This is a genomic window from Halobacillus ihumii (assembly GCF_902726645.1).
Taxonomy (GTDB): domain Bacteria; phylum Bacillota; class Bacilli; order Bacillales; family Halobacillaceae; genus Halobacillus_A; species Halobacillus_A ihumii.
The window spans coordinates 3123460-3149115 of the sequence record NZ_CACVAO010000001.1 but is presented as its reverse complement, the minus strand read 5'-3'; the positions used below and the strand labels follow the sequence as shown (position 1 = coordinate 3149115).

At 41.4% G+C, this 25656-nt stretch carries 28 protein-coding genes; 11 read left to right on the top strand and 17 right to left on the bottom strand.

From position 1 onward, the window contains the following. Nucleotides 1-158: 158 nt before the first annotated feature. Both G6R08_RS15620 and G6R08_RS15615 read right to left on the bottom strand, forming a co-directional pair. On the bottom strand, nucleotides 159-851 hold the full coding sequence (locus G6R08_RS15620) for an amino acid ABC transporter permease (protein WP_163529171.1): 693 nt from the start codon (nucleotides 849-851) through the stop codon (nucleotides 159-161). Nucleotides 852-861: 10 nt separating this feature from the next. After that, nucleotides 862-1746, bottom strand: coding sequence for a transporter substrate-binding domain-containing protein (locus tag G6R08_RS15615; protein WP_163529169.1), 885 nt, complete (start codon nucleotides 1744-1746; stop codon nucleotides 862-864). 299 nt (nucleotides 1747-2045) lie between these two features. On the opposite strand from G6R08_RS15615, the gene G6R08_RS15610 reads away from it, so the two are divergent. Beyond that, a complete protein-coding gene (locus G6R08_RS15610; RefSeq protein ID WP_163529167.1) occupies nucleotides 2046-3968 on the top strand; it encodes a heavy metal translocating P-type ATPase in 1923 nt (640 codons plus the stop codon). 487 nt (nucleotides 3969-4455) lie between these two features. Here the strand turns inward: G6R08_RS15610 and G6R08_RS15605 are convergent, their stop codons facing one another. From G6R08_RS15605 to G6R08_RS15595, 3 genes are read right to left on the bottom strand one after another with little or no spacing between them, the layout of a single operon-like run. Next, the gene (locus G6R08_RS15605) at nucleotides 4456-5280 is read right to left on the bottom strand and encodes a YihY/virulence factor BrkB family protein (protein ID WP_163529165.1); all 825 of its coding nucleotides are present in this window, start codon (nucleotides 5278-5280) and stop codon (nucleotides 4456-4458) included. Between the two features lie 25 nt (nucleotides 5281-5305). Continuing rightward, complete coding sequence (locus G6R08_RS15600; protein ID WP_163529164.1) at nucleotides 5306-5635, bottom strand: YtxH domain-containing protein; 330 nt, start codon at nucleotides 5633-5635, stop codon at nucleotides 5306-5308. Then, nucleotides 5632-6114, bottom strand: coding sequence for a low molecular weight protein-tyrosine-phosphatase (locus G6R08_RS15595; protein WP_163529162.1), 483 nt, complete (start codon nucleotides 6112-6114; stop codon nucleotides 5632-5634). Before G6R08_RS15595 ends, G6R08_RS15600 begins: the two co-directional genes overlap by 4 nt. 212 nt (nucleotides 6115-6326) lie before the next feature. On the opposite strand from G6R08_RS15595, the gene G6R08_RS15590 reads away from it, so the two are divergent. Then, nucleotides 6327-7706 carry an alanine/glycine:cation symporter family protein gene (locus tag G6R08_RS15590; protein ID WP_163529160.1) on the top strand — a complete coding sequence of 460 codons (1380 nt, stop codon included), beginning with the start codon at nucleotides 6327-6329 and terminating at the stop codon, nucleotides 7704-7706. 49 nt (nucleotides 7707-7755) lie between these two features. Here the strand turns inward: G6R08_RS15590 and G6R08_RS15585 are convergent, their stop codons facing one another. The 5 genes from G6R08_RS15585 to G6R08_RS15565 all read right to left on the bottom strand — a co-directional run bounded on the left by G6R08_RS15585 (nucleotide 7756) and on the right by G6R08_RS15565 (nucleotide 12580). Next, nucleotides 7756-9939, bottom strand: coding sequence for an EAL domain-containing protein (locus G6R08_RS15585; RefSeq protein WP_163529158.1), 2184 nt, complete (start codon nucleotides 9937-9939; stop codon nucleotides 7756-7758). A 153-nt stretch (nucleotides 9940-10092) separates the two neighbouring features. Then, nucleotides 10093-10758, bottom strand: coding sequence for an SOS response-associated peptidase (locus G6R08_RS15580; protein WP_163529156.1), 666 nt, complete (start codon nucleotides 10756-10758; stop codon nucleotides 10093-10095). Nucleotides 10759-10816: 58 nt separating this feature from the next. Then, nucleotides 10817-11188 carry a DnaJ family domain-containing protein gene (locus G6R08_RS15575; protein ID WP_163529154.1) on the bottom strand — a complete coding sequence of 124 codons (372 nt, stop codon included), beginning with the start codon at nucleotides 11186-11188 and terminating at the stop codon, nucleotides 10817-10819. Between the two features lie 20 nt (nucleotides 11189-11208). Continuing rightward, nucleotides 11209-11844 (bottom strand): MOSC domain-containing protein, encoded by a 636-nt coding sequence (locus G6R08_RS15570; RefSeq protein ID WP_163529153.1) that lies wholly within the window; start codon nucleotides 11842-11844, stop codon nucleotides 11209-11211. Continuing rightward, nucleotides 11834-12580: a YkgJ family cysteine cluster protein gene (locus tag G6R08_RS15565; RefSeq protein WP_163529151.1), complete on the bottom strand. Its 747-nt coding sequence runs from the start codon at nucleotides 12578-12580 to the stop codon at nucleotides 11834-11836. The genes G6R08_RS15570 and G6R08_RS15565 overlap by 11 nt, the downstream gene beginning before the upstream one ends. A gap of 165 nt (nucleotides 12581-12745) precedes the next feature. On the opposite strand from G6R08_RS15565, the gene mreBH reads away from it, so the two are divergent. The 3 genes from mreBH (at nucleotide 12746) to G6R08_RS15550 (ending at nucleotide 15236) form a co-directional block, all read left to right on the top strand. Beyond that, entirely contained in the window at nucleotides 12746-13753 is a 1008-nt protein-coding gene (mreBH, locus tag G6R08_RS15560) for a rod-share determining protein MreBH (RefSeq protein WP_163529149.1), read from the top strand. 233 nt (nucleotides 13754-13986) lie between these two features. Continuing rightward, entirely contained in the window at nucleotides 13987-14301 is a 315-nt protein-coding gene (locus G6R08_RS15555) for a hypothetical protein (protein WP_163529147.1), read from the top strand. Nucleotides 14302-14315: 14 nt separating this feature from the next. Next, nucleotides 14316-15236 (top strand): ketopantoate reductase family protein, encoded by a 921-nt coding sequence (locus G6R08_RS15550; protein ID WP_163529146.1) that lies wholly within the window; start codon nucleotides 14316-14318, stop codon nucleotides 15234-15236. A 57-nt stretch (nucleotides 15237-15293) separates the two neighbouring features. Here G6R08_RS15550 and G6R08_RS15545 read toward each other — a convergent pair whose 3' ends face one another. After that, nucleotides 15294-15869, bottom strand: a complete 576-nt coding sequence (locus G6R08_RS15545; protein ID WP_420810407.1) for a M15 family metallopeptidase — start codon at nucleotides 15867-15869, stop codon at nucleotides 15294-15296. Between the two features lie 217 nt (nucleotides 15870-16086). Here G6R08_RS15545 and G6R08_RS15540 point away from each other — a divergent pair, with 217 nt between their 5' ends. The 5 genes from G6R08_RS15540 (at nucleotide 16087) to G6R08_RS15520 (ending at nucleotide 19226) form a co-directional block, all read left to right on the top strand. Next, complete coding sequence (locus G6R08_RS15540) at nucleotides 16087-16326, top strand: Parvovirus coat protein VP1-like protein (RefSeq protein WP_163529141.1); 240 nt, start codon at nucleotides 16087-16089, stop codon at nucleotides 16324-16326. Nucleotides 16327-16384: 58 nt separating this feature from the next. After that, nucleotides 16385-17050 (top strand): hypothetical protein, encoded by a 666-nt coding sequence (locus G6R08_RS15535; protein WP_240339744.1) that lies wholly within the window; start codon nucleotides 16385-16387, stop codon nucleotides 17048-17050. 100 nt (nucleotides 17051-17150) lie between these two features. Further along, nucleotides 17151-17339, top strand: coding sequence for a hypothetical protein (locus tag G6R08_RS15530; protein WP_163529139.1), 189 nt, complete (start codon nucleotides 17151-17153; stop codon nucleotides 17337-17339). Nucleotides 17340-17366: 27 nt separating this feature from the next. Further along, a complete protein-coding gene (locus G6R08_RS15525) occupies nucleotides 17367-18359 on the top strand; it encodes an acrylyl-CoA reductase family protein (protein WP_163529137.1) in 993 nt (330 codons plus the stop codon). 477 nt (nucleotides 18360-18836) lie between these two features. Continuing rightward, on the top strand, nucleotides 18837-19226 hold the full coding sequence (locus G6R08_RS15520) for a hypothetical protein (RefSeq protein WP_163529135.1): 390 nt from the start codon (nucleotides 18837-18839) through the stop codon (nucleotides 19224-19226). Nucleotides 19227-19286: 60 nt separating this feature from the next. On the opposite strand, the gene G6R08_RS15515 is transcribed toward G6R08_RS15520, so the two are convergent. Then, a complete protein-coding gene (locus G6R08_RS15515) occupies nucleotides 19287-19481 on the bottom strand; it encodes a YwbE family protein (RefSeq protein ID WP_163529133.1) in 195 nt (64 codons plus the stop codon). 93 nt (nucleotides 19482-19574) lie between these two features. Then, the gene (locus G6R08_RS15510; RefSeq protein WP_163529131.1) at nucleotides 19575-20033 is read right to left on the bottom strand and encodes a DUF2188 domain-containing protein; all 459 of its coding nucleotides are present in this window, start codon (nucleotides 20031-20033) and stop codon (nucleotides 19575-19577) included. A 185-nt stretch (nucleotides 20034-20218) separates the two neighbouring features. On the opposite strand from G6R08_RS15510, the gene glnA reads away from it, so the two are divergent. Continuing rightward, the gene (glnA, locus tag G6R08_RS15505) at nucleotides 20219-21529 is read left to right on the top strand and encodes a type I glutamate--ammonia ligase (protein ID WP_163529129.1); all 1311 of its coding nucleotides are present in this window, start codon (nucleotides 20219-20221) and stop codon (nucleotides 21527-21529) included. 464 nt (nucleotides 21530-21993) lie between these two features. On the opposite strand, the gene G6R08_RS15500 is transcribed toward glnA, so the two are convergent. From G6R08_RS15500 to G6R08_RS15485, 4 genes are all read right to left on the bottom strand, one after another. Then, on the bottom strand, nucleotides 21994-22968 hold the full coding sequence (locus G6R08_RS15500; protein ID WP_163529128.1) for a quinone oxidoreductase family protein: 975 nt from the start codon (nucleotides 22966-22968) through the stop codon (nucleotides 21994-21996). Nucleotides 22969-22980: 12 nt separating this feature from the next. After that, nucleotides 22981-23769 (bottom strand): enoyl-CoA hydratase/isomerase family protein, encoded by a 789-nt coding sequence (locus G6R08_RS15495; RefSeq protein ID WP_163529126.1) that lies wholly within the window; start codon nucleotides 23767-23769, stop codon nucleotides 22981-22983. A gap of 85 nt (nucleotides 23770-23854) precedes the next feature. Then, nucleotides 23855-24598: a 2-phosphosulfolactate phosphatase gene (locus G6R08_RS15490; protein WP_163529124.1), complete on the bottom strand. Its 744-nt coding sequence runs from the start codon at nucleotides 24596-24598 to the stop codon at nucleotides 23855-23857. A gap of 1 nt (nucleotide 24599) precedes the next feature. Continuing rightward, entirely contained in the window at nucleotides 24600-25655 is a 1056-nt protein-coding gene (locus G6R08_RS15485; RefSeq protein WP_163529122.1) for a phosphotransferase family protein, read from the bottom strand. Between the last annotated feature and the right edge of the window lies 1 nt (nucleotide 25656).

Here is a 25656-nt window from a genome sequence, read left to right as displayed (position 1 = left end):
TACGATTTAATTATAATAGTTCACGCTTTCGTTGTAAACAAGTAATTCAAAATCATTACGATTTACAAATGCCACACCATATCATAGTAGGAACGAAGCCGTAATGCAAGTCACACACAGCTAAAAATCGTCGGCCCTCCAGGACCGACGATTGATGTTTATAAATATTTATTGTAACGACGCTCTAAATAATCTTGAAGAACCGAGAAAAACAAGGTTAATACTAGATAGATCATCGCAGCCAGGATATACATGGTTAATGAATCCGTTGTGCGTCCTGCAACAATTTGGGCCTTGTTCAAAATCTCCGGAACCGAAATCATCGCAGCTAAAGAGGTAGCTTTTAATATATCAAGAAAAACGTTAGCTAATGGCGGAATCGCAATTCTCGTCGCTTGTGGCATAATAATCCTTCGCATCGTTTTCCAATAAGATAATCCAAGAGCCCTCGATGATTCCCATTGGCCATGATCGACACTATTCAGTGACGAGCGATTGATCTCTGCGATGTACGCAGCACTATTCGTCCCGAAACCGATAATAGCGGCAACTGGTGCTGTCAGTGTAATTCCGACTACCGGAAGACCAAAATAAAGCACGAATAAATAAACAAGAATCGGTGTCCCTCGCATTAAGGTGATATAAATACGAGCAGGCCACCTCAATAGAAGATTGTCTGATCCTCTTGCCAAAGCTAAGAAGAATCCGAGAATCAGACCGAGCACCATACCTAGAATAGCTACTAATAACGTGTACGGTACCCCTTCTAATACAAACGGTAAGTTGTCCCAAGCACGTTCTGGCACAAACAGCTTCTCTAAATTGATGTCATTGATTTCAATACCAAACATAACGAGACCCCTACAGGTCTAAACCTTTAATTTCTTTTACATCGGCTTCGGGTTTCTTAGAAGCATCTTTTCCACCGAAGAATTCTTTAGAAATTTTTGTTAGTGTTCCATCTTCTCTCATCTCATTTAATGTTTCATCAATTTTCTTTTTAAGAGTGGAAGCATCTTTTGGCATGACAATAGCCGACTCTGTTGGATGAAATTTGAGATCTGGGTGAAGCTTCACCGGTATATCTGGCAATGCTTTTAGCGCTAACGTCTGCAGATAGTAGTCATTGATGATAAAATCCGTACGTCCATTAGCTACATCACGAAGGTACACATCATTAGCTACATTTCCGTATGTCTTCGTTTCAGCTCCAAAGTGTGCAGCAATTTTTGAAAATACTGTGGTTGCACCTCCACCATGTTTCTTGCCTTCCAGATCCTCTAAAGTTTCAATACCTGAAAGGTCTGATTCACGCACAATCATCGTTGAATACGAATACTTATATGGATCACTAAATGCAAATTCCTTCTTCCTATTTTCAGTAACCTCCATATCATTGATGACAACGTCTATCCGGCCGCTTTTTATAGCAGATAACAATCCATCTACACCGTATTCTTCAAAAGAAACCTTTAAACCTAATCGTTTAGCCACTTCACGGATAATTTCCACGTCATATCCTGTAAGCTTGTCAGAATTCTCAGGGTAGTAAGAAGCTGGATAAAGCGTTCCTGACGTACCAACTACAATCTCACCTGCCTCTTGGATTTCACTCCATTTTGAGTCCGATGCCTGCTCTGCTGACTCACTGTTTTCAGTTGAACCCTCTTCACCCTTATCTGCTCCGCATGCAGCGAGAACTACAGAAAACATGAGAATAAATATAAGTAAAAGACCTTTTCGCATGGAATATGTCCACCTCTCTACGTTAATTTGACACTTATTCAATATAGCAACTTGACACATGTAATATCAACCTTCTAGCTCGGATATTTTCCCTCCGCACCTATATAAAAATTTTCTGAATTTATAATTCCTTTTTGACGCTTATTCCATTGACTTATATTGAAATGATGATAATATAATAACAAATACAAATTTATAATAATTATAAATAGAAACTCCTACCCATACACCTTATGGATTAGTTCCTAACAACATAGCAGAAAATTATTATCAATTATAAAAAGGGAGATGAGAACGCCATGCCTGCAGAAGTTCGTTCCATTCGTGTACGTCCATTTTCTTCTTTTTCACTCATTGAAAATAGTAAAGAACATTTGGAATTAATTGCTGCTCTGTTTAGCGGCCTGACCCTGTTTCTTACATGGCTGAACATCGAACACCTTTCCCAAAGTGCCTATATTACTTTGCATATCATCGCCTTCATCACTGGAGGGTATGCCAAGGCCAAAGAGGGAATAGAGGCGACAATTCGTGACAAGGAATTAAATGTCGAGATGCTGATGATACTCGCTGCCATCGGAAGTGCTTCGATCGGGTACTGGACGGAAGGTGCAGTTTTAATTTTCATCTTTGCTTTAAGCGGAGCTCTCGAAACATATACCATGAATAAAAGTAAGAAAGAGATCTCCTCTCTCATGGATCTTCAGCCTAACCAAGCATGGAAGGTCACTAGAGATGGGTATATAGAAGTCGCTACAGATTCACTTGTGATCGGGGACAACATATTGATTAAGGCAGGGGAACGCGTACCTTCGGATGGGAAAATTGTAAAAGGAACAACATTTTTAGACGAAAGTGCCATCACCGGAGAATCCATACCTGTAATGAAAGACCACGGGAAGGAAGTTTTTGCTGGCACTGTAACAATGGATGGCAGTATTACTGTGGAAATTACGAAGACACAGAAGGATACCGTTTTTCAGCAAGTTATGGAGCTTGTACGAACAGCCCAAAAGGAAAAATCCCCTTCCCAATTATTCATTGAGCGTTTTGAAGGAACTTATGTAAAAGTTATCCTGATCGTTGTGGCCTTAATGCTCTTTCTCCCCCATTTCCTGTTTGGCTGGACGTGGATGGATACGGTATATCGAGCGATGATTTTACTTGTTGTGGCTTCCCCCTGCGCTTTAGTCGCTTCTATTATGCCAGCAACACTATCCGCCATTTCAAGCAGTGCTCGGCACGGAGTTTTATTCAAAGGCGGGAGCCATCTTGAGAATTTGTCCCATATTAAAGCCATCGCTTTTGATAAAACAGGGACTTTGACATATGGTTCTCCTGAGGTAACTGACATTTATATTGACCCGTCTTACAATAAGGAGGATGCACTGGCAGCCATCGCCTCAATTGAACAAGAATCAAACCATCCACTGGCCAAAGCGATTGTTCGCTATGCTAAGCAGTCTAACATCACTTTCCCGCCGATAGATAACATGAAGAATTTCAACGGGCAAGGAGTCACAGCCGTGGTAGGTGATCAAATATGGAAGATTGGCAATCCAGCTTTTATTGGAGAAAAAGCGGCAGAAATGTTTCAAGAAGGGGCAGCTGTGCGGCTGTCATCAGAAGGGAAAACAGTCGTTTTTGCGGCGAATGAGGAAGGCATCGTCGCGGCAATTGCTTTAAAAGATACTGTTCGAAAGGAAACCAAACAAGCGATTAAAGTGCTTAAAGATCATGGCGTCTACACGATAATGTTAACAGGTGACAATTTAAAAACAGCCAAGGCTATTGCAGAAGAGTCAGGAATTGACCACTTTGTTGCTGATTGTATGCCAGATACAAAAGTAGGCGAACTCAAAAAGCTTAAAAAGAAATTTAATCAAATTGCAATGGTGGGAGATGGCATTAATGATGCCCCTGCCCTGGCAACAGCTAACATAGGAATCGCTATGGGTGAAGGTTCAGACGCTGCGCTGGAAACAGCAGACGTGGTACTCATGAAAAATGACCTGCCCAGAATTGCAAAGGCCATGAGGCTTTCACAAAGGATGAACCAGGTTGTTAAGCAAAATATTATTTTTTCCATATCAGTAATTATGCTATTGATTATATCTAATTTCTTTCAAATATTAGACCTTCCTCTCGGGGTCATCGGGCACGAAGGAAGTACGATCTTAGTCATTCTCAATGGACTGCGTCTGCTAAAAGGGTATGAATGATGACCAGACTCCTCGTGAGGCACTTCGTTGGAATAAGCTATTCGCGGATAACCATAACTCTTCATGATTTACAAAAAAAGTCATAAAATAAAAGAGGCTGGGACATATATAAAGTTCTTAAGTGAAAATACGGACGATGTGCTGTTTTAGCTGAGAAAATATGCGGAGACTCCTGCGGGAGGAAGGGCCTAGGTGAGACACCGCAGTGCGCCAGCACAAGGAGGCTCAACAACAAGGAAGTTCGGTTAAAACCGGCACGTCCTGTGCCAACACCGAACGACCCCACTACGCGCGAGGGCCGCGGAAAGCGAAGTGTATTTTCGTAGCGGGTTATATGCACCAATTATAGTTTAATTAATTCAGATTTTCACTAAAAACTTTTGTCCCGACCTCTTAGCTTTATTAGTTCTTTTGTTGTTCGCTCCTTGATCATATAAAAGGCTTAAAAACTTTTCTCGCCAGCCTAAGGGGAGTCCTCCCTGGTTTTTTAGTTATTTGACTGCCGAAACTTTAAAATAACGGCATTAACTTCACCTCCCAAAATAATCACAACCCCGGATATATAAAACCATATCATTAACACAATAACTCCGCCTAAGCTGCCATAAGTGGCTGAATAATTTCCCATACTGCTTACATAGTAGGAAAACAAAAGAGACACCAACTGCCAGCCTATTGTTGCAAAAATAGCCCCAATCGTTATTTCACGGATCTTCAAAGATTTATTGGGGGCCATTAAGTAAAGAAAAGAAAGAACTATAAAGAAAATGACTGATGAAACGACCCACCTTAAGGCGTCCCAAAAGAAAATAAAATCACCCGATACACCTAAAAAAGTAAAAATAAACGTACTGATGGAATTTCCTAACACGGGGAGGAGAAAAGCAATCCCGATCACAAAGACCATGGCAATCGTCAGTACAATTGCCGTGAATCTTGCTACGATAAACGATCGGTTTTCATCAACATTATGAGCCCTATTGAAAGCACGCATCAGAGCATTAACTCCATTTGAAGCCGCCCATAAAGTACCAATAATCCCTAAAGACAGTAACCCACCGTTTTGATCGTTAAGCAATTCAGTAATGTTTTCAGAAATCAACTCATACGTTTCAGGAGGAGCGTATGTACTTATGAAGTTCAATACTCGGTCCTCTTGAATATTCATGTAGCTTAATAATGTGATTAGAAAAATGATAAACGGAAACAAGGAAAGCAGAAAAAAATAGGCAAGCTGAGCTGCCATACCAGGGATTTCATCTTCCCCAAACCGGGTAAACAGCTCCTTGCCAAAACGCATCACCTTACTCAAAACGCACTCTCCCCTTTTGGACCGCTTAGGAAGCCTCCTTCGAATCATCTACTGCTTCTAGCTGTTGACTTACATCTTTTTCGATCTCACTTAGCTTTTTGAGAGCTTCCTCAGCTTTATTTAATATCGTTAATACATCGTCAATGCCTTTGTTTATACATTGCGCAAATGATTCATAATTCATACGCACTGAATGCACTGCTGTAGATGGGTGAGCGACAAATTTTTTACATGATGTCCCTGCACTTCGAGTCTTACCTGTTACATAACGGCGTGTCCCTTTATCAAATAGCATTACAGCACCGCCAACTAGGGCACCCAATACCATACCTTTACATAGCTTATGCTTTGTCATGATAATTCCTCCTTATTTCTAACATTTTGTTTAATTTCATCCAGAAGTCCCACACAGCCTTGGCTTATTAATTCGTACACTTCATCAAAGTTTCCTGTGAAGTAGGGATCGGGAACGTCTTTTTTATCATGAGTTGATACGTAATCCATAAACATGTTTACAACTACTCCATTCTTTTCCCGGATGCCTTGTAAGTCCTTCATGTTCTTTTGATCCATAGCAATAATATAATCAAATCTGTCCCAGTCTGAAGGGTCTACTTGCCTTGCAGCCAACCCTTCATAAGAAATACGATTATGATCTAATATATTTCGGGTCCCTTCATGCGGGGAAGCCCCCACATGCCAGTGGCCAATCCCAGCTGAATCAACTGTAACATGGTCGCTTAATCCTTCTTTGTTAATCAGATCTCGCAATATCGCCTCTGCCATCGGAGAACGACAAATGTTCCCCAGACAAACAAATAATACGTGAATCATTTTCATTGTCCCCCATCTTTATTATTTCATCTATTACAGATTATATCGAAAAAAATTAAATCATTCATCATTATGTTGGTTATTTCCCCTCCGTGCTTCAAAATAAAACCAAATACCTTATGATTTTAAAAGATATGGACTTGACAATTTGGGGTAATTTTCGGAATATTTAATATAAAGACAAGTTTTTCAAAAAAGTTAGGGGGAGTCACATGGAAGATCGAGGAGTCATTTATGAATTTTTAAGTTGGGCAAGCGGAATTGTTTGGGGGCCTGTCCTTTTGTTTCTTCTAGTAGGAACAGGAATATACTTAACATTGCGTCTGGGTTTCCTGCAATTCAAAACCCTGCCGTATGCATTGAAGCTTGCTTTTAAACCAAGCAAGTCTCAAAAAGGCGAAAAAGGTGATATCTCACATTATCAAGCCTTAACGACAGCTTTAGCAGCTACAATTGGAACCGGGAACATTGCCGGCGTTGCGACAGCCGTTGTTCTCGGCGGTCCTGGGGCCGTCTTTTGGATGTGGATTTCAGCCTTATTCGGTATGGCGACAAAGTATGCCGAAGCTATCCTTGCGGTTAAGTATCGTGTTACTGGTAAAGATGGGCAAATGTCCGGTGGTCCCATGTACTATCTCGAACGTGGACTAAAAGCCAAGTGGCTGGGTGTTTGTTTTGCCATATTTGGGGCTGTGGCAGCCTTCGGTATCGGAAACATGGTTCAATCAAACTCCGTCTCTGATGTTATGGAAACCACCTTCAATGTCCCAACATGGGTGACTGGAATTATTCTTACTTTCTTTGCTGGTCTCGTCCTTTTAGGTGGTATCAAGAGTATCGGAAAAGTTACAGCGTTTTTCGTGCCGATCATGGCTGTCTTTTATATTATCGGCGGATTAATCATAATTGTATTAAATTTTGATTTAGTTCCTGAAGCGCTTGGAACGATTTTCTCTGATGCATTCTCAGCCAATGCTGTCGGGGGAGGGATTCTCGGTACTGTCATTCGTTATGGTGTAGCCCGAGGAGTGTTCTCTAACGAAGCAGGTTTAGGATCGGCTCCTATTGCAGCCGCGGCAGCAAGAACGGATTACCCGGGACGTCAAGCTTTAGTATCAATGACTCAGGTATTTATCGACACAATTATTGTTTGCAGCATAACGGGATTAACCATTGTAATGGCTGGAGAATATGGCGGTGGATTAGAAGGTGCTGATTTAACTTCGGAATCCTTTGAGGTGTTCCTCGGAGATATAGGTGCCTACGTCGTTACACTTGGTTTAATATTCTTTGCTTTCTCCACCATCGTTGGCTGGTCTTATTATGGCGAGAAATGTTTCGGATACTTAACAGGTGGACGCGGCATTAATGCCTATAAAGCTGTCTTTGTCCTGTTTGTTCTTGTAGGATCGGTCGCACAGCTTGATACTGTCTGGAAATTCGCAGACGTTATGAACGGCCTAATGGCCTTCCCGAACTTGATCGGCCTATTGCTCCTGTCAGGAGTTGTTGCAGCTGAAACAAATAAGTTCTTGAAAGTGGCCAAACAAGAAAAAGCCGAAGAAAAACGAGCACGCAATTCAGCCTCATAATTAGGGAACAAAGAGCCGCTCCGAAGAGCGGCTCTTTGTTGTAATTTTTTCAGCGGGAACGCCGAGAGTCTGTTGATGTATAAGTCGTTCTTTTTGTCAGCAGTTGAATCATTCCTTCTGGCGGGAGCGGTTTACTAAAATGATAGCCTTGGTAGGAGTCACATTGGTTTTCCCTTAAGAAATCAAGAACCTTTTCACTTTCCACCCCTTCAGCGACTACACCTAACTTGAACGCATCGGCAAGCTGAATCATTGCTTTTACAATCTCGGCATCACTCGGATCTGTAAGAACGTCTTTCGTGAAGGTCTGGTCTATTTTCAACTGGTGAATCGGAAATTGTCTCAAATAACTCAATGATGAGTAACCAGTCCCGAAGTCATCTATCGCAAGAGAAACACCCATCCCCTTCAAACATTGCATAGTGCGAATACATTCCGCTGTATGCTGCATGACACTATTTTCAGTAACTTCTATTTCTAAATAACGTGGATTCAATCCAGTTTTTTCAAGGATTCTTTGAACCTTTAACGCGAAATCATCTTTCTGAATCTCGTTAGCTGATATGTTCACGGCTACACGCTCTGGTGCATAGCCTGTTTCAATCCAATATTGATTTTGTCGGCATGCTTCGTAGAGCACCCATTCATCGATCTGAGAAATTAATCCCGTTTCTTCTGCTAAAGGGATAAATTCCCCTGGTGAAATAAATCCTTTCGTCGGATGTTTCCATCTGACTAATGCTTCCATTCCGTTTATGTATCCAGTCTCCACATCAACTTTAGGCTGATAATGTAAACTCAGCTGTTCTTTACTAATTGCTTCACGCAAATCTCCTTCGAGCGAAATTAGTTGATTATAAGAACGATCCATTCCCTTCGTATAAAAAAGAAGGTTATCTCTTCCCCTTATTTTACAATAATGCATGGCTATATCCGCTTTGCCGATCAATTCCTGTGAAGTACTGCCATCCTCAGGGAATGTAGAAACCCCTATGCTCACGGTTATAAATACTTCTTTCTCCATTAATTTAATGGGACGGCTGACTTGCTCTAATATCTTCTTACCGATCTGACTTGTCCTCTCAGATGGTGAGTTACCTTGTAAACATATCACAAATTCATCACCACCGAGCCGATACAAAGCAGCCTCTTCACTTAAACAGGCAGTGATTCTCTTTACCATCTTTTTAATGACTTGATCCCCTGCTGCATGGCCCATAGCATCATTCACATACTTAAATCGATCCAAATCACAAAACATGATCGTCATAGGTGACACTTGTTCTGACAAATCAATATACTGCTCAAGGTCCAGCTGCAATTTTCTCCGATTAGGGAGATCTGTTAATGGATCATGATAAGCCATATGACGAATGCGTGATTCAGCATGTTCATACATGGTGACTTCAACCGCACTCCCTATAACTTCAACCACTTCCCCCTCAACTTCAACAGGGGATAAGGTGGTAAGAAAAATCCTGTCTTTATAGTAGTGTTTGTAAGAAATTGATTTTCGCTGAAATGCCTGCCTGTACTGATTTCGGTAAAAAGCAGCCTGATGTTCACCAAATAATTCGTTAAGACTCTTTCCATAAACAAAATCTGTTGTCAATTTTATTTCATGAGCGAGCTTACCTTCGAACATCATATAACAGTAGTCTTTTGTCTTCGGGTCATACCTCACTTTGAACACTAAATTGGTTAACGCGTTAACAAGTCTCTTATAATCCTCCTGAACAGTCGTTATGGGCCGGGACCCCTCAACAGAAGATGCCTCCTTCCCGAGTATCAACACTGTCCCCTTGCTAATATAAGATAAAGGTACACAGGAGACGGCCAGCCAGCGCGTTTTTCCCAATTCATCTTTAAAAGCCAGTTCTTTCTTCCACAATTCTTTATCCTTTGAAGCGGAGTATTCTACCCATTCTAGACGACTTTCTTCTGTTAACAAGGACAACAGAGAGGTCCCTGCTACTTCAGAACTATCCAACTGCACCATTTGACAGAATGAATCATTAGCTTCTTGAATCAGCCCTTCGTCATTAACAAGAAGCGTACTAGCAAAAGAATTGATTATTTTAAGTAAGTTGTGACTCCCTTGTTTATATTCCTTAAGAGTAGAACTGATTTCCTCCAGAGCATGGCGCATGTGGGGATCTAATGGCTGGCTTTCAAGTTCCTTAATATGCTGCATTGCTCGCTGATAGGTATGAATAGAATTGGAATCTTGCATGAACTTAGCCTCCGTTACTTTTCTACTTGCTCCTTACATTATACTACGAAAAAGCCTGTCATCACGATAATGACTTGTAAAGAATGAATGAGACTCATTAATGATTTTCTCAGCCTATATAAAAAAACCTGAAAGCAACAGCGAAGGCTGAATTCAGGTTAGTGGAGTAATACATTCTTCCCCTTCATTTTTAGCAGAATTCACATACGTACTCACTTTGTGAGCTTCAAGCTCCTCCATCGTTATCTGCTGGAGAAACTGATGAGCAACTGCAGCCTCCCAGGAGTTCGGGGCAATCCATTGTTCCTGGTATTCAGACCCGAGAATCACCGGCATACGGTGATGAATGTTTTCCATAAACTCATTGGCTGCTTGAGTAAGGATCGTACAAGTAAAGAGCTCTTCCTCATTGTCTTTCCATTTATCCCACAAACCCGCAAAGGCGAATATCTTTCGGTTACTAGGCTTGATCCTCATTGGCTGCTTTTTCCCATCCACCACTTTCCACTCAAAAAAACTATCTGCCAGGATTAAGCAGCGTTTTCTTTTTAAAAGAGAGGAAAAACTAGGCTTTTGATGCACAGTTTCACTTCTTGCATTGATCATCTTGTAGCCTATTTTCGGATCCTTTGCCCATGAGGGAACAAGCCCCCACTTCATGTAGCCAGCCCTTTTCCTTGTTCCATCATGGATTATGGCCAGAACCTTTTGTCCTGGAGCAATGTTATATCTTGGCTCATAATGCTCGATCGGTTTTGACAGCTCAAACTCCTTTAATATGTCTAGCTCGTTGACCGTCAGCGTGAATCGCCCACACATCGAGAAGTCCTCCCATGCAAAATAGATTTAGCTATCAATGTTTCACAAACAGACCAGGTCAAAAACCAAACTTACGATTGATCCTTCCCTGATATTGCCGAAAAGCACCCGTTTGCTGCATTTTTCGCTTTTCCATTAACAAATTAAATCGAATTCTTTTTTCAGAGAGCTGATGTTGAAAATGAGATTGCCGCTCGGGATCATCACAATCTGCCAACAACTCCTCCAACTTCACGATATCTTTTTTGATCTGCATTTCTTCTGGAAGCATATTTGCATTTTTTAAAACACGATAGCTATTGCGCAGATCATCAGGAACGTAGGCGAGCTCATCTTTAGGCAATGGCTTTCCTTTTCCAGGCAGATGATCGAAATCTCCGGACTCAATAGACCGCTTAATTTTCTCTTCAATAATATGGCCAAAATCCATTGCAGCTACCCCTCTCCAAGTTAAAGTCGTCTTAATAAAGATTGACGTAAGTCCTCTGCAAGGGCCTCTACTCGAATGATCCGGTTAATTTTTTCTTTATTATTCCGATCATTAAACTTCACATCGTTCACATCTGCCACCGTTAAGCCCGCCGGGTCAGCATGCTTTAAACGCATCACATCACCTTGAGATACATTTCCCTCTTTCAGTACTCGCAAATAAAATCCCGTGAAGCCTGTTTTAGTTAAACGTGCCGGAAAATCATCTATGCCGTGGGTACGAGCTATGATATAACAAGGTTTCCGAGGTTTCGTTACTTGCACTTCAGCTTCCCCCAACGTAAAAACATCCCCAATATGCGTGTCACACTCATGAATGCCTTCAACCGTAATATTTTCCCCAAAGGATGGATAAGGAAATGTCATGCCATATTCCTTTTCAAAGTGTCGGTAATGGTTAGCAGGATATAGACAGACGGCCTGGTCCACTCCGCCATGATGTTTTTTATCCGCCTGTTCATCTCCAGAAAAATTTAAAGAGCTTAAATACACCGGTTCAGTTACTGGTTGTTTTCGGTAGGCACTTCTTAATTCTCCTTTATCTGTCGAGTAATTTTCCGGCCTTCCCACGTTTAACGAAAGCACTTTAAAGCTCATGCCATGTCCCCTCTCTCCATTTTTCAATCCAAACAGGCAGGTAGTCATAACTCCATACGTCACCAGGATAATCGACTAATACATTCTCTCCATTTTCATAGAGCACTTGGATTAACTCATTAATAGCTTCAAAATAATGATTGTATAAAAACTCGTAACTGGATGGTTCTTGTGGCAGATGTTGTTCTGCACATACCTTTGGATCAGCGTAGTTTAAATAAGTACGACAAGGAATGGGCCTCACCTCATAGGCCATACACGTTTGTGTTTCAGGATCAAGCAGCGGACAAGGGAGATTTAATTTTTTATAGGCCAACTTCGTCTCATCTGCATTATGATCCATTCCTGCCGCTTCCTTCAGAGTTTTTGCATATTTTTCATAATAACGGTCCCAATGATCATAGATAGCCTGCTTGCGATCTTCTGAAAAATTTTCAATCGAACGAAACATTATTTTGGCTTCCATTTTACTTAAAACAATAGGAAAATAGCAGCAGAAGGCACAGCCTTTAAAACAACTTGCTGTCAAGTTCGCAAAATGCTCCATCCGCCCTATTTCATAATCTACTTCTTGAAGCAATCGTTGAAATCCTTCTAAAATCACATCCTCTGAATCTAGTTCACTATTTAGAAGCTGATCGATAATCTCATCGAAAACCCCTTGGTCAAGCACGTATGAGTCACTTATTTGTTTTGTTTTATTTATGATTTCTTGATGTTTTAAATACCTTTCCATTAGGAAAAAACTCCTTCATCTAACATTACTGCTATTATACACGTCCTAGGCGACTCTCGACTACCTGCTGTTCCCCATTAAATTCCTGTTGTATGACCCCCATAAACCTTTTAAAATAAAAGAAGAATTATAAGAGAATCTGTCATCTTATGGAGGTACGTCTACATGTTATCAAATGCTGAAATCGGAATTGATTTAGGAACAGCTAATATATTAATCTATTCGAAATCCAAGGGAATTTTACTGAATGAACCATCTGTTGTCGCCTATGATACGGAAACAAAAAATGTCGTGGCCGTTGGGAAAGAAGCAAAAGAAATGGTCGGGAAGACACCGAAAAATATCATCCCAGTTCGCCCCTTAAGGGATGGTGTCATTGCTGATTACGATATGACGGCTCAAATGCTGAAAGAATTATTAAAGAAAGTAAGCAAGAAATCAGGCATTTCAATGCGTAAGCCAACCGTTGTGATTTGTACCCCGTCCGGTTCTACTTCTGTAGAACGAAGAGCCATTCATAATGCTGTAAAAAGCTATGGCGCGAAAACAGTACACCTTATTGAAGAACCGATTGCTGCAGCCATCGGGGCTGACCTGCCTGTCGATGAACCGATTGCAAATGTGATCGTTGATATTGGCGGGGGAACTACTGAAGTGGCAATTATTTCCTTCGGAGGCGTCGTTTCATCCCGTTCTATTCGTACAGGCGGCGATGTTATGGACGAGGAGATCATTCAATACGTTCGTAAAGCTTACAACATTTTGATTGGTGAGCGAACGGCAGAACAAATTAAAATGGAAGTCGGTTATGCGCTTATCGATCACCCTGAGGAAAAAATGGATGTACGAGGACGCGATATGGTAACTGGTTTACCTAAGACCATTGAGCTTTCCTCTACCGAAATCCAGGGAGCATTAAAAGAAACGCTGGAACAAATCCTTGAAACGATTCGTGCTACCTTAGAGGAATGCCCTCCAGAATTAAGCGGAGATATCGTCGATCATGGAGTTATTTTAACAGGAGGCGGTTCTTTACTAAAAGGCATGCAGGATTGGCTGTCAGACGTCATCGTTGTCCCTGTCCATATGGCTCCATCGCCATTAGAATCAGTAGCCATTGGTACTGGCCGTTCCCTGAAAATGATCCAAAAGCTTCAGAAAGCAACGAAGTAAGACCATTTCAACCCATAGTTCCAGAATTCATGAATCTTTTATATGTCACCGAAAAGCTGTCCTCATTGGGTCAGCTTTTTTTATGAAAAATAAAGGGATATACTAAAAAATGGTGAATGATTTATGTTAAGAAAGGGAATGGTCAGAAGCAGAGGCGTATTTTTTTATAAATCATGGAGCGAATGAGATAATAGAATGAAATATCGTCACAAATAAGCTAAAGGAGAATCGTTATGCAGCGTACGACATTAATGAAATGGGTGACCGGGGTTGCCGAAGGTCTTCTGGCTATTCCACTTGCCGGAGGAGCCTTTGTACTCAGTACCGGCTGGACAGCTTTATTAGTCATGTTTATCCTCCATGCTATAACTTTGGTCATTTCCATTAAAGATTCACAGTTCAGCTCTGGCAGCATCGTCGGAATGGTAGCCAGTTTTCTTGGGGCGATCCCGATTCTTGGCTGGATGCTTCACACGGCTGCAGCTCTCGTACTTTTACTTGATGCTGGTCAGGAAACAGGAAAAGCAAAACGAAAGGCCAATAATTAAAAAGGGGTGTTTTTATGAAAATCGTTATTTTAGGTGCAGGAGCACTAGGGGCGTATTTCGGCACACGCTGGCAAGAAGCTGGTCATGAAGTTATCAACCTTGTGCGGTCTGGACGGGCAGAACAATTAAGAGAAAACGGATTGATTTTACATAGCGAACAGGGAGATTATACTGCTGAAGACGTGATCATTGCGGAAAACCCAGAAGAAATTGAAGACCCTGACCTAGTTTTTCTAGCTGTAAAAGGGTATCACCTCGAAGGAACACTACACTGGTTAAAGCAGCTTGTCCAAAAAGGAGCAAAGGTATATCCTGTCTTGAACGGAGTAGAGCACATCCCCATTTTACAAAAGGAGCTCGGAGAAGAAGCCGTAATCGGAGGGCTTTCTTATATTATGGCGACCCTTGATGACAAAGGGCATGTTGTGCATACAAGCTCGTTTCACGACCTTGTATTTGGACCGTTACATCCTTCCCAACAGCAAATTTGTGAAGAATTATCATTAGCTTGTAATCAGTCCAACTTTAATGGGACATTGAGTCCAAATATCTTAGAAGATATTTGGAAAAAGTATATGTTTATTACAGCCTTCTCAGGGATTACTACAGCCACCAATCTGCCCATCGGAGAAGTGCGTACCTACCCGCAAACCTTTCTGATTGCCAAACGAATGCTCGAGGAAATGAAAGAATTGGCTGCGGCTCATCAGGTTCACTTAACGGATGAGCATGTAGAAAAAGCCTTTAAACAATTACAAAACCTTGAGCATGAAGCCACTTCCTCTATGCACCAGGACCGCAGAAAAGGGCTGCCGCTTGAGGCTGAACATCTTCATGGGGGTGCATTACGACTTGGTAAAGAGCATAACGTTCACATGCCTTATATTGAAAGTATCCGAGCGATGATCAAACCTTTTGAAGCCTACCAACATTAGGACACCTAAGAATCGAACAACCCCTCTAGTGGAATATTCCACTAGAGGGGTGTTTTATTACTCTTCTGCCAATGCTTTTGGTTTTGGGCGCAGGCCTTTTTGCAATTCACGAATACTCAGGCCAAAATCCATTTGCAGGTGAGGGTAGTCCTTAAATGACTTCCAATCTCCACCCCATTCAAATCCTAATCCTTTAGCGATCTCCACTACTTCCATCCAATCGGACTGGCCATTATCATTCCCGTCATGGTTTCGATCCCAAATAACGTCCCCGTTATCCAGACGCAGTGCAAAGTCAATAGCCAATCCATAGTTATGGTAGGATTCGCCACCCGAAGCATACGTTACTATCCTTCCTTCAGCCGAACGACCTTGAGCATATAAAGCATCTTGCTCCTGCTTCGTCCTCAGTCCATCCGTAATAACGACATCAATACCTTGTTCAGCTGCCTGATTGACTAAATGCTGTTTCCCCTCTTCCACAGCTGGATTTAATTCTGAAGGGGTTTTCTCATCTTTCACCTGATATATATGTGAATTTCGTTCCTGTAATTCAATCAATGTAAATATAAGGGAAACTGTGACCCCGCCAAAGAATAAGGTCCAAACAACACGATTAAATAGTCCCCTCACACATAAACGACTCCTTTTTTTCGTCATGATTCCTGATTACTATGATCATATCATAGTGCCAATTCTCATAGAAACAATTTACTCTGACATTCACCCACTTTATAGCAGCTTTGAGTGACATTCATGAAATTTATTAAACCACTAGACACCTTCACTAACCACTCCACCGCTGCTCCACATAGAATAATAGATCACATGATGAAAGGATGAAGGGAGAATGCCTTGTTTTCCTGGTTATCGATATTGCGGTCCATGGTGCAGCGGCCCAGGGGCTCCGGTAAATCAGTTAGATGCTTTATGTATGGAACATGACGCTTGCTACCGAAAATTCGGTTCAAAAAGAATGTGCGATAAAGTGTTTTTAGAGCGGCTCAGACCATGGACGCGTCACCCTGGAAGAATGGGTAGGGATGCACGATTAATGGAGATGGCCATGAGATTTAAAACGATGTGGTAACAAATTCAACATGATATAATAGCTTTTGATATGCTTTATAGGAAGGAGATTCATAGCAGTGAAGCAATTTAAACATAATTTTACCAAGGCCGTCTATGAACTTATCATGGTACTACTTGCTACACTGTCTGTCTCAACCATCTGGCAGCAAACACCTTATGACAGTTTAATTGTATGGGTTACGTGGAGTATATTCTTCGTCGATTTTCTCTACAGACTCTTTACCAGTGATCATAAATGGTCATTCATTAAAAAAAACCCATTTATTGTGATAGCTGCCATCCCTTTCGATGCAGTCTTTCAATTTGCCAGGGCAGCTCGAATCCTCCATTTATTCAGGCTTAAATCGATCACAAAGTACTATACAAAACCATTTATACGGTTTCTAAAGAGTCAGCGGTTTTTTCCCGTGGCAATCATCACATCCCTCCTCATTTTATTACTCATTATTCCATTGACCCTCATGGAGGATAAACTGACCAGCTATACCGATGCATTTATAAGCACTCTCACTGCGCTAATCTTTTTCGGCAGAGCAGGGTTTGAACCAGAGACGATAATGGGACACGTCATTATCGTCATCGTTACGATAGTCGGAGTAATTATACATGGACTGATTCTTAGTACAGTTATTGACTATATGATACGTCTCCCTGTTGTAAAAAAATATAAAAATCGCTTTAGCAACAAAAAAGACCCAGAGGAATTAAGGAAAGGGTCATAACAGATCGACTGTTCGTGATAAGAGCAGCCGATCTTTTTTATAATATGTGGTTTAAACATAATCAATATTAGGGTACATAGTTGATATGGAGGTGTAGCAAATGCCTGCAAATCATAAAAAAGCTTATGATAAAGAAGATTTCAAGGAGAAACGCAAGAAAGATAAGTTAATAGATGATGACATTCCTGAAGAAGAAGTTAAACAGAATGAGCGTGATGAAAAACGCGGCGACCGTTCGAAGAATAATTCTTCCTCTGAGGAAAAATATGATGAAGATTTTAAACGATAATGGTAATTCAATAGAGGAGTGGCCCGTATGACTGAATTTAAAGCTTTCTATATTGACCAGTCTGATGGTAAGACGAATGCTGGGATAAAGACGATTTCCATTGACGCTCTTCCATCAAGTGATGTTTTGATTAAAGTTCATTATTCAAGTGTAAATTATAAAGATGGAATGGTCTCAACACCAGGAAACCCGATGGTTAAGGAATACCCTATTATTCCCGGCATTGATTTAGCCGGAATTGTTGTCCAATCAAAAGATGACCGTTTCAAAGAAGGGGACGCTGTCATTGCTACAAGTTATGAGATAGGTGTTTCCCACCACGGCGGATATAGCGAATACGCCTCTATCCCAGGTGGATGGGTTATCCCGCTTCCAGATGAATTAACCCTCGAAGAAGCGATGATTTATGGAACTGCAGGTTTTACTGCTGCATTGTCTATCCATAAATTAGAGAAAAACGGTCTCGTACCAAGCGAGGGACCCGTTCTCGTTACAGGGGCTACTGGGGGCGTAGGCAGTATGGCAGTTGCTATGCTCACTAAACGAGGCTATGAGGTAGAAGCGAGCACTGGCAGTATAGAACATAAAGACTATTTATTTGATCTTGGAGCTGTTTCTGTCGTTTCACGGGAAGATGTATATGACGGGAAGTTAAGAGCACTTGGCAAACAACGCTGGGCCGCAGCCGTTGACCCTGTGGGTGGTGAACCGCTTGCCTCCCTTCTCTCGCAGCTTCACTATAATGGAGCAGCTGCTGTAAGTGGACTTACAGCTGGGACAGATGTTCCAACACAGGTTTATCCTTTTATATTAAGAGGGATTAATCTTCTTGGAGTGGATTCAGTTTACTGCCCGATGGAAACGAGGAAAGAAGTATGGAACCGGCTCGCAAGTGATCTGAAAATAAGTGATACATTCGATAGAATAAAAGAAGTAATTTCCTTAGAACAAGTTCCTGAAACTTTAACAAAGATTCTAGAGGGGAAGACACGCGGCCGCACAATTGTGAAACTAGGATAGCATCATCAAGACCGCTGTTCTCCATGCAGAAGACCGATATTGACAAATCACAGAAACCAAACTATACTATTATATTAGTGCCTTCGCTAAAGGTAACTCGGAACAATGAAAGAGTGATGTGTATGAGACTGGCATTCTGCTATGTTTTATCACGACTTAATCACACTGGATCAGCTTCGGAGCTGTAAGGATGCAATAGAGGTAGGGATTGCGTCGTTTAAGTTGATAAAAACTACCTTGTAGAAGAACCGCGGCAATATAGGTTCATAACCACTTGCAATGGAAACGCAAGATGATCAACAAACAATTAAAATTCATTAGTCCGATGTATACAAAGGGAGAAAGCTGAACATGTTGCTTTCTTTCACTTATAAAGCGGTTCAGACTACAGTCTGGACCGCTTTTTCCAATGTATTAAGTTTATTTTATGGACTATGTGGTACTATAACTTTATCAGTAAGCAAAGGAGAGAAGAAAATGCCTACTCATTATCTAAATCAACTCATACCTGAAGACGTGGTATATTTATTAGATCTAAGCGAATTTAAAGGGTTAATTCAAGAAATGTTAGGAGAAGCTTCTGAATTCGTTACTGTTGAAATTGATTGGGATAAAATTAATGACAATAATATCACCACTTTCCGGCCAATGGTCATGATGAAAGAGATTGCTAACCTTACAGAGGAAAAACGTCATACAATCTTAAATAGTGGATTCAGTCTCGGTCAACCATTTGAGAGCGGAGACTATGCAATGGAAAGAATTTTCGGTGAGAACTATACCATTATGGCTGCTACAGAAGATCAAGATGGCGATTTTTTTACTGTTGAAGTTCCATATGCAGACTTTATAAAATCAAAACAGTAAACAAGTAAAAAATAAGCCCCGTATCCTGACGATTATCGACAGAGTACGGGGCATTTAAAATTACCCGTGTATTTGCTTTACTCTTCCTACTTGGCCATCCTCCAAACGAACTTTGATCCCATGAGGATGACTGTGTGATTTAGTCAGTAAATCTTTGACTATCCCTCGTGTTAAATTTCCACTACGCTGGTCTTTTTTTAAGACAATATCGACTTCTAAACCAGGTTTAATATCCTTACGTTGTTGACCATTCATCTCTTAACCTCCATGCTATTCTTTCCTTTATCATACCATGTTTTCTATACGTTACAGAACAAAGCTGCGATATTTCCTGGTTTGAATGGTCGTTTAGTTGCTGTAGGTTGTCTGGTCCTGGATACTGCCATCCTGCTTATGAATGATCACGCTCGTTCCTTTATTTTTTGCTACTTCCTTCGCTCGCTCTACAGCATCCTGCTTATTTTCAAATACATCAGAAGGCTGTTTAGCATCTTCGGCCTGAACAGCCCAGCCATCCTCATGCGACACGACATGCTCGCCTTTATCTAATAACTCAGGACGACTGGAAGATTGATCATCTTTTTCCCGGTTTCGTAACTCTTTGTCACTTTTATTGCTCATCTCTTGCTTCTCATCTTGTGAAGCGTTCTCATACCATTCTTTGGCTTGTTCTGTCGCAATTGGAATGGCTCGTCCTTCGTCATAGCCTTCATCAATCATGGCATTTGCAATATCAATCGCTTTTTTTCTTACCACAGTATCTAAACTTTTAAATGAACTTGGATAATCTTTTGTATCCCAAGGCATATCCCCACTCCTTTTTATTAGATTTATTTGTTCATTACCGCATATAGTTGAAGGTTAAACCTTGTAATTATATATTATCTTTCAGTAAACTCACTCCACCATATTATTCCAAGGTTTAATAGTAAGTATTCATGGGAATCTTCCTAGGTATGACGTAAACAATTTTTGAAGATGAGGGGAAATGCATGAATTATTCGAAAGATAGTATTAAACAGATAGTAAAAGATGAAAAAGTAGAATTTCTTCGTTTGGAGTTTACCGATATGTTAGGGGAAACGAAGAATGTGGAGCTTCCGGTCGAAGAAATTGATGCCGTATTAAATGATGAAGCGATGTTTGACAGCTCTTCTATTTCCGGTTTTTCTGAAATTCAAGAAAGTGATATGTACCTCGTTCCAGACTTGGATACATTTAAGGTGTTACCTGAGAATGTAGATGAGGATTGTATTGCTCGATTTATTTGTGATATTTATACACCTGATGGTAACCCATTTGAAGGAGACCCAAGATATATATTAAAAAGAGCCATGAAAGAAGCTAAGGATTTGGGATATACAGTAAATGTAGGACCTGAGCCAGAATTCTTTCTATTTAAGTTAAACGAAGAAGGATATCCGATTCGTAAAATGAATGACCGGGCAGGTTACTTTGATGCCTCGCCTAAAGATAAAGGGGACAAAGTACGCCGCGATATTGCCCGTACATTGAAGAAATACGGGTTTGAGATGGAAGCCTCTCACCACGAAGTTGCACAGGGTCAGCATGAAATTAACTTCCGTTTCGACGATATGCTGAAAACGGCGGATAACATTCAAACCTTTAAAAATGTAGTAAAGGACATCGCATCAAACCATGATTATCATGCGACATTTATGCCTAAACCGATTACCGGCGGAAACGGATCCGGTATGCACTGCCATCTTTCGTTATTTACCGATGGCGATAGTGCTTTTTATGATCAGCATTCTGATGATGAAATTTCAGATACAATGAAACATTTTATGGCGGGAATCTTACACCACGCTAATGGAATCGCTGCAATTACCAATCCGAATGTAAATTCCTATAAACGTCTCGTTCCTGGTTATGAAGCACCAGTTAGTGTGGCATGGTCCCATTCTAACCGGAGCTGTATGATCCGTGTTCCGATGACCCGTGGTAATGGCACGAGATTTGAGGTCCGTAACCCCGACCCGACAGCGAATCCCTACCTTACTCTAGCCGTACTAATTAAAGCAGGGCTTGAAGGTATTCGCAACGAACTGGATGCGGGAGAAGCTGAAACCCGTAACCTTTATGAAGTCAGTGATGATAGTGTCCCAACTTTACCAACGAATTTAAAAGAAGCTCTGAAAGCATTGAGGAATGATGAAGTGTTAATGGATGCTTTAGGAGATCATACTTCAAAAATCTACCTTGAAGAGAAGGAGCAAGAGTGGAACACGTACTCTCTGCAAGTCAGTCAGTGGGAAATTGAACATTATATGAATAAATAACTTTTAGAACAAAGGCTGGGACAAAAGTATATTTATTAATTGAAAATCCTAACTAAGTAAAACTATAAATGGTGCCGCTACGAAAATATACTGCGCTTCGTTCTTATTTTCACTTTAGAGATTTACTTATGTCCCAGCCTCTCTTTTAACACTTTGAAAGATCTTCGCTTATTCATTTCGATTCCAATTTCCTATCCACGAGCTTAATGACCCCAACATACTTAAACCTGATTCAAAAATGAAAGTGAAGAAGCTCAGTTTTTGTTTCGGATTCAAAATCCTAGAGGCTTGTCTAGCTTTCTTTCACTTCTCACTATAACTCTAAAAAGAAAAATAGTGGGTAAAATCATCCTCCGATGACCTTACCCACTAATCTTAATATGTTTATGTTCAAGAGCTTCGAACGAAGAAATCTTATTCATAAAAATGCTCTTATTTAAGATGATTTTTATTCATTCGAGGAACTATGGTTTTAAAATTAATTTTCCTTTCGTCTTTCTCGTTTGCATTGATTCATGTACTTGTGCCGCATCTTCTAATTGATAGACCCCTCCAATTGTCAATTTCAGCTTTCCGCTTTGGACCAGCTTCAGCAGCTCTTGCAGGCTCCGCTCAAATAAAATTGGCTTCTTCATGATTTCAGGCAAAAAGAAACCGATAATGGATAAATTACGATTCATCAGCCCTGAAGGATGCATCTCAGCTGGTTGACCACTGGCAACCCCATAAACAACCATTCGTCCAAACGACCGCATGCACCGAATGGTTTCATGGAATATGTCTCCTCCAACCATTTCAAGGGCGATATCAACTCCTTTTCCATCTGTTACTCTCATCACTACCTCGCGCCAATCATCCTTTGTGTAATCCACTGTATGATCAGCTCCTAGATCACGGGCTGCAGTTCGTTTTTCTTCTGTACTAGCTGTCGCAATAATTTTGCCAGCGCCAAAATGCTTGGCAAGCTGAATGGCTAATGATCCAACTCCTCCAGCCCCCGCATGAACGAGCACTGTTTCGCCTTTTTCTAAACGCCCCATGGTGGTTAACAGGTGATAAGCAGTTAGCCCTTGAAGCGGCAGGGAGACGGCAACTTCATCAGTTAAGTCTTCAGGTAAAGGAATTAACGCAGCTGCTTTCGTTACTACATATTCCGAATAACCACCTGACCCAATGAGTGTGACAATCCGATCACCGACCTTATAGTGATCAACACCTTCTCCGACTTCTTCAATAACTCCCGCAACTTCTGCACCTGGTATAAAGGGAAGCGGTGTGGGAACAACATATGCCCCTTCCCTCCTTGCTGTATCTGCATAGTTCACACCAATTGCTGTTACTGCAATCAGTACTTCACCTGCCTTTGGTTTTGGCTTATCTACTTCTGCAGGTCGTAAAACTTCTGGTCCTCCATATTCTTCAAACTGAATAACCTTCACGTTTACATCTCCTCACTTTCCTGCAAAGACAGGCTTACGTTTATCTTTGAAGGCTTGAATCCCCTCTTTATGATCATTTGTTTGTGCCATCATTGTTTGTACTAATCGCTCCTGTTCAAGGATTGTAGCTAAATCAGATTGGTCTGATTGATCGACAAGCTTTTTCATCATTCCGAGAGCCTGAACAGGTCCCTTCGCCAGACCAAGAGCATAATCCATAGCCCCTTCCTCCAGATCTGAAAGCGGAAATACTCGATTAACCAGCCCCCAATCCAATGCCGTCTCTGCCGGCACAGGTTCAGCTTTAAATAAAAGCTCCTTCGCTCGATATGGACCTAGAATCCTCGCTAAGAAATAATGCCCGCCCCCATCAGACACAAGCCCAACCTGGGCAAAGCTTAACACGAACTTACTTTCCTCTGCTGCAATAATTTGATCACAAGCAAGAGCTAAATTGAACCCGGCTCCTGCAGCGTAGCCGTGAACGACAGCTACTACTGGTTTTGCCAGGTCTTTGATCATTAGAATTAACTTATTTAATCCCCCTAAATGCTCGTACATTTCTTTAGATGTCGCCTGCCCCATATTTTTCACATCGCCTCCAGCTGAAAAAGACCTTCCAGCCCCGGACAGGACGACAACTTTGATATCCTCATTACGCTTAGCTTCAAGCAATGCGTCTTGTAACCCCGCAACCATTTGGTCCGAAAAGGCATTCAAACTATCTGGTCTATTTAATACACAAGAAAGCACCGGACCATTCAATGACACACTCAAATGTTCATTACTAAGATTTATCATAACTACCAGCTCCCTATTAAAAGTTAGGTGATAAAATCTGATCACTTACGAGATGTATTTCCCGGGAAATTATTGTCGAGCCATGTCAGTGATCGTGTTTATTCGAATACAATTTTATTAAACCACTCTCCGGCTCATATTTAGCGATCGTTTCAAAAAGTCCTTCCTGTGCTGCAAATTCAATTTCTTTTTCGTCCATGCCCATTCCCACAAGTAATTTACCAATCCTAGAGGAGCGCAGGAGATTAAAGGCACTGTGCCCGCTTCCTTGATAAAAATGCAGAGCAGTCCGTGCTGCATCAGAAAGATTAAAATCTCCCTCTTTCATTAGGAAAGATACTAGACTGCCTGCGCCATAAAAGTCCTCCATTGTATAATGACCGCTCGTCCCTGAACAAACGAGGACGATCGTGTCGTTCGGATGCTTGGCAGCTAAATGGCAGGCCATTGCTGGGTTATTTAATAAGGAAGAAGCATATAAAGCATCAGCCTGGCTGGAGCGATTTAATGCCACAGTCCCATTCGTTGTCGACAACACTACATGCTTCCCAGCCACAAGTGGCTGCAAGTGGCTCCGTAATGGGTGCTCAAAGCCTTCAATTGTGCTGCCTTTGTCTTCCCCAGCTAACACATAAGGTTCATGGAGTGATTTTGCTTTTTCACGGGCTTGTGCCTGATCGTATACGGCAATAACTGAAGACGCTCCGTCAGCAAGTGCAGCTGTAATAGTTGATGTGGCAAATAATACATCAAACACAACTGCGACTTTATCCTTCATTAAGTCGGGCTGAATATCCTCTTTTTTAAAAATGACTTGAATGTCACTCATCTCACAACCCGGCCGTTTCTTCTGCGTGTTTAATCAAGTTATTCACAAATACGTTCATACGGGAAAACCTTGGGTCATCGGTTTGACCTTTCTTATAGCGAAAATAAATTTGTTGAATGATTCCAGCCAGTTTAAAGTAGGCAAATGTAACATATACATTGATATTTCGTAAGTTACGTCCGCTCTTCTCTGCATATCTGGCAATAAATTCATCGCGGGTGTAAAAGCCTTCGTTCACTGTAAGCGGCGACTTGCCAAGACCCGTTTTTAAAAGTTCTGGGTCCTCCGCTTCAATCCAGTAACTCATCGCTGCCCCAAGATCCGCAAGCGGGTCGCCGACAGTGGTCATTTCCCAATCGAATAACCCTACCATATTTGCATCCTCATCAAACAATGCATTATTTAATTTATAATCGTAATGAATAATGGAGGCCTCGTGTGAATCTGGAATATGTGCCACCAGCCATTTCATTAACCGTTCACCTGACACAACATCATCAGTTCTCGCCTTCTCATACCGCTTAATCCAACCGTGGATCTGACGTTCCATAAATCCCTCAGGCTTCACCATATCCTTTAGTTTAGTAGCTTTGTAATCGATTGAATGAAGTTCCACTAATCGATCCACCATAGTCTCAGAGAGTTTACGGCCGAACTCGGGAGTGGGCTGCATCCCTTTGGGAAATTCTGTGTCAAAAACAAGTCCATGTCGACGCTCCATCACAAAAAAGGGCCGCCCTAAGAGTTCCCCTGACTCAAAAGCAAACGGCTTTGGTGCCAGAGGAAAAACCGGATGAATAGCTTGTAACACAAGGTACTCACGCTCCATATCATGGGCCTTGGGGGCAACTGGCCCCATAGGCGGTCGGCGTAACACGGCCTCCCAATCGCCTATTGTAAGTTCATACGTCAAATTCGAATGACCTGCCCCAAATTGTCGCACTTCTAATTTTTCATCTGGAAGGCCAGGAAGTTTTTCACGCAAAAAGGTCTCTATCCCCTGTTCATCAATTTCTTCACCTTTACGAACTTTCTGGGTATCAACTGTATAGGCCAAT

Excerpts from the sequence above, each read along its gene's own strand:
- G6R08_RS15620 (WP_163529171.1), bottom strand. The coding sequence starts at position 851 with ATGTTTGGTATTGAAATCAATGACATCAATTTAGAGAAGCTGTTTGTG.
- G6R08_RS15615 (WP_163529169.1), bottom strand. The coding sequence starts at position 1,746 with ATGCGAAAAGGTCTTTTACTTATATTTATTCTCATGTTTTCTGTAGTT.
- G6R08_RS15610 (WP_163529167.1), top strand. The coding sequence starts at position 2,046 with ATGCCTGCAGAAGTTCGTTCCATTCGTGTACGTCCATTTTCTTCTTTT.
- G6R08_RS15600 (WP_163529164.1), bottom strand. The coding sequence starts at position 5,635 with ATGACAAAGCATAAGCTATGTAAAGGTATGGTATTGGGTGCCCTAGTT.
- G6R08_RS15595 (WP_163529162.1), bottom strand. The coding sequence starts at position 6,114 with ATGATTCACGTATTATTTGTTTGTCTGGGGAACATTTGTCGTTCTCCG.
- G6R08_RS15590 (WP_163529160.1), top strand. The coding sequence starts at position 6,327 with ATGGAAGATCGAGGAGTCATTTATGAATTTTTAAGTTGGGCAAGCGGA.
- G6R08_RS15585 (WP_163529158.1), bottom strand. The coding sequence starts at position 9,939 with ATGCAAGATTCCAATTCTATTCATACCTATCAGCGAGCAATGCAGCAT.
- G6R08_RS15580 (WP_163529156.1), bottom strand. The coding sequence starts at position 10,758 with ATGTGTGGGCGATTCACGCTGACGGTCAACGAGCTAGACATATTAAAG.
- G6R08_RS15575 (WP_163529154.1), bottom strand. The coding sequence starts at position 11,188 with ATGGATTTTGGCCATATTATTGAAGAGAAAATTAAGCGGTCTATTGAG.
- G6R08_RS15570 (WP_163529153.1), bottom strand. The coding sequence starts at position 11,844 with ATGAGCTTTAAAGTGCTTTCGTTAAACGTGGGAAGGCCGGAAAATTAC.
- G6R08_RS15565 (WP_163529151.1), bottom strand. The coding sequence starts at position 12,580 with ATGGAAAGGTATTTAAAACATCAAGAAATCATAAATAAAACAAAACAA.
- mreBH (WP_163529149.1), top strand. The coding sequence starts at position 12,746 with ATGTTATCAAATGCTGAAATCGGAATTGATTTAGGAACAGCTAATATA.
- G6R08_RS15555 (WP_163529147.1), top strand. The coding sequence starts at position 13,987 with ATGCAGCGTACGACATTAATGAAATGGGTGACCGGGGTTGCCGAAGGT.
- G6R08_RS15550 (WP_163529146.1), top strand. The coding sequence starts at position 14,316 with ATGAAAATCGTTATTTTAGGTGCAGGAGCACTAGGGGCGTATTTCGGC.
- G6R08_RS15540 (WP_163529141.1), top strand. The coding sequence starts at position 16,087 with ATGCCTTGTTTTCCTGGTTATCGATATTGCGGTCCATGGTGCAGCGGC.
- G6R08_RS15530 (WP_163529139.1), top strand. The coding sequence starts at position 17,151 with ATGCCTGCAAATCATAAAAAAGCTTATGATAAAGAAGATTTCAAGGAG.
- G6R08_RS15525 (WP_163529137.1), top strand. The coding sequence starts at position 17,367 with ATGACTGAATTTAAAGCTTTCTATATTGACCAGTCTGATGGTAAGACG.
- G6R08_RS15520 (WP_163529135.1), top strand. The coding sequence starts at position 18,837 with ATGCCTACTCATTATCTAAATCAACTCATACCTGAAGACGTGGTATAT.
- G6R08_RS15515 (WP_163529133.1), bottom strand. The coding sequence starts at position 19,481 with ATGAATGGTCAACAACGTAAGGATATTAAACCTGGTTTAGAAGTCGAT.
- G6R08_RS15510 (WP_163529131.1), bottom strand. The coding sequence starts at position 20,033 with ATGCCTTGGGATACAAAAGATTATCCAAGTTCATTTAAAAGTTTAGAT.
- glnA (WP_163529129.1), top strand. The coding sequence starts at position 20,219 with ATGAATTATTCGAAAGATAGTATTAAACAGATAGTAAAAGATGAAAAA.
- G6R08_RS15495 (WP_163529126.1), bottom strand. The coding sequence starts at position 23,769 with ATGATAAATCTTAGTAATGAACATTTGAGTGTGTCATTGAATGGTCCG.
- G6R08_RS15490 (WP_163529124.1), bottom strand. The coding sequence starts at position 24,598 with ATGAGTGACATTCAAGTCATTTTTAAAAAAGAGGATATTCAGCCCGAC.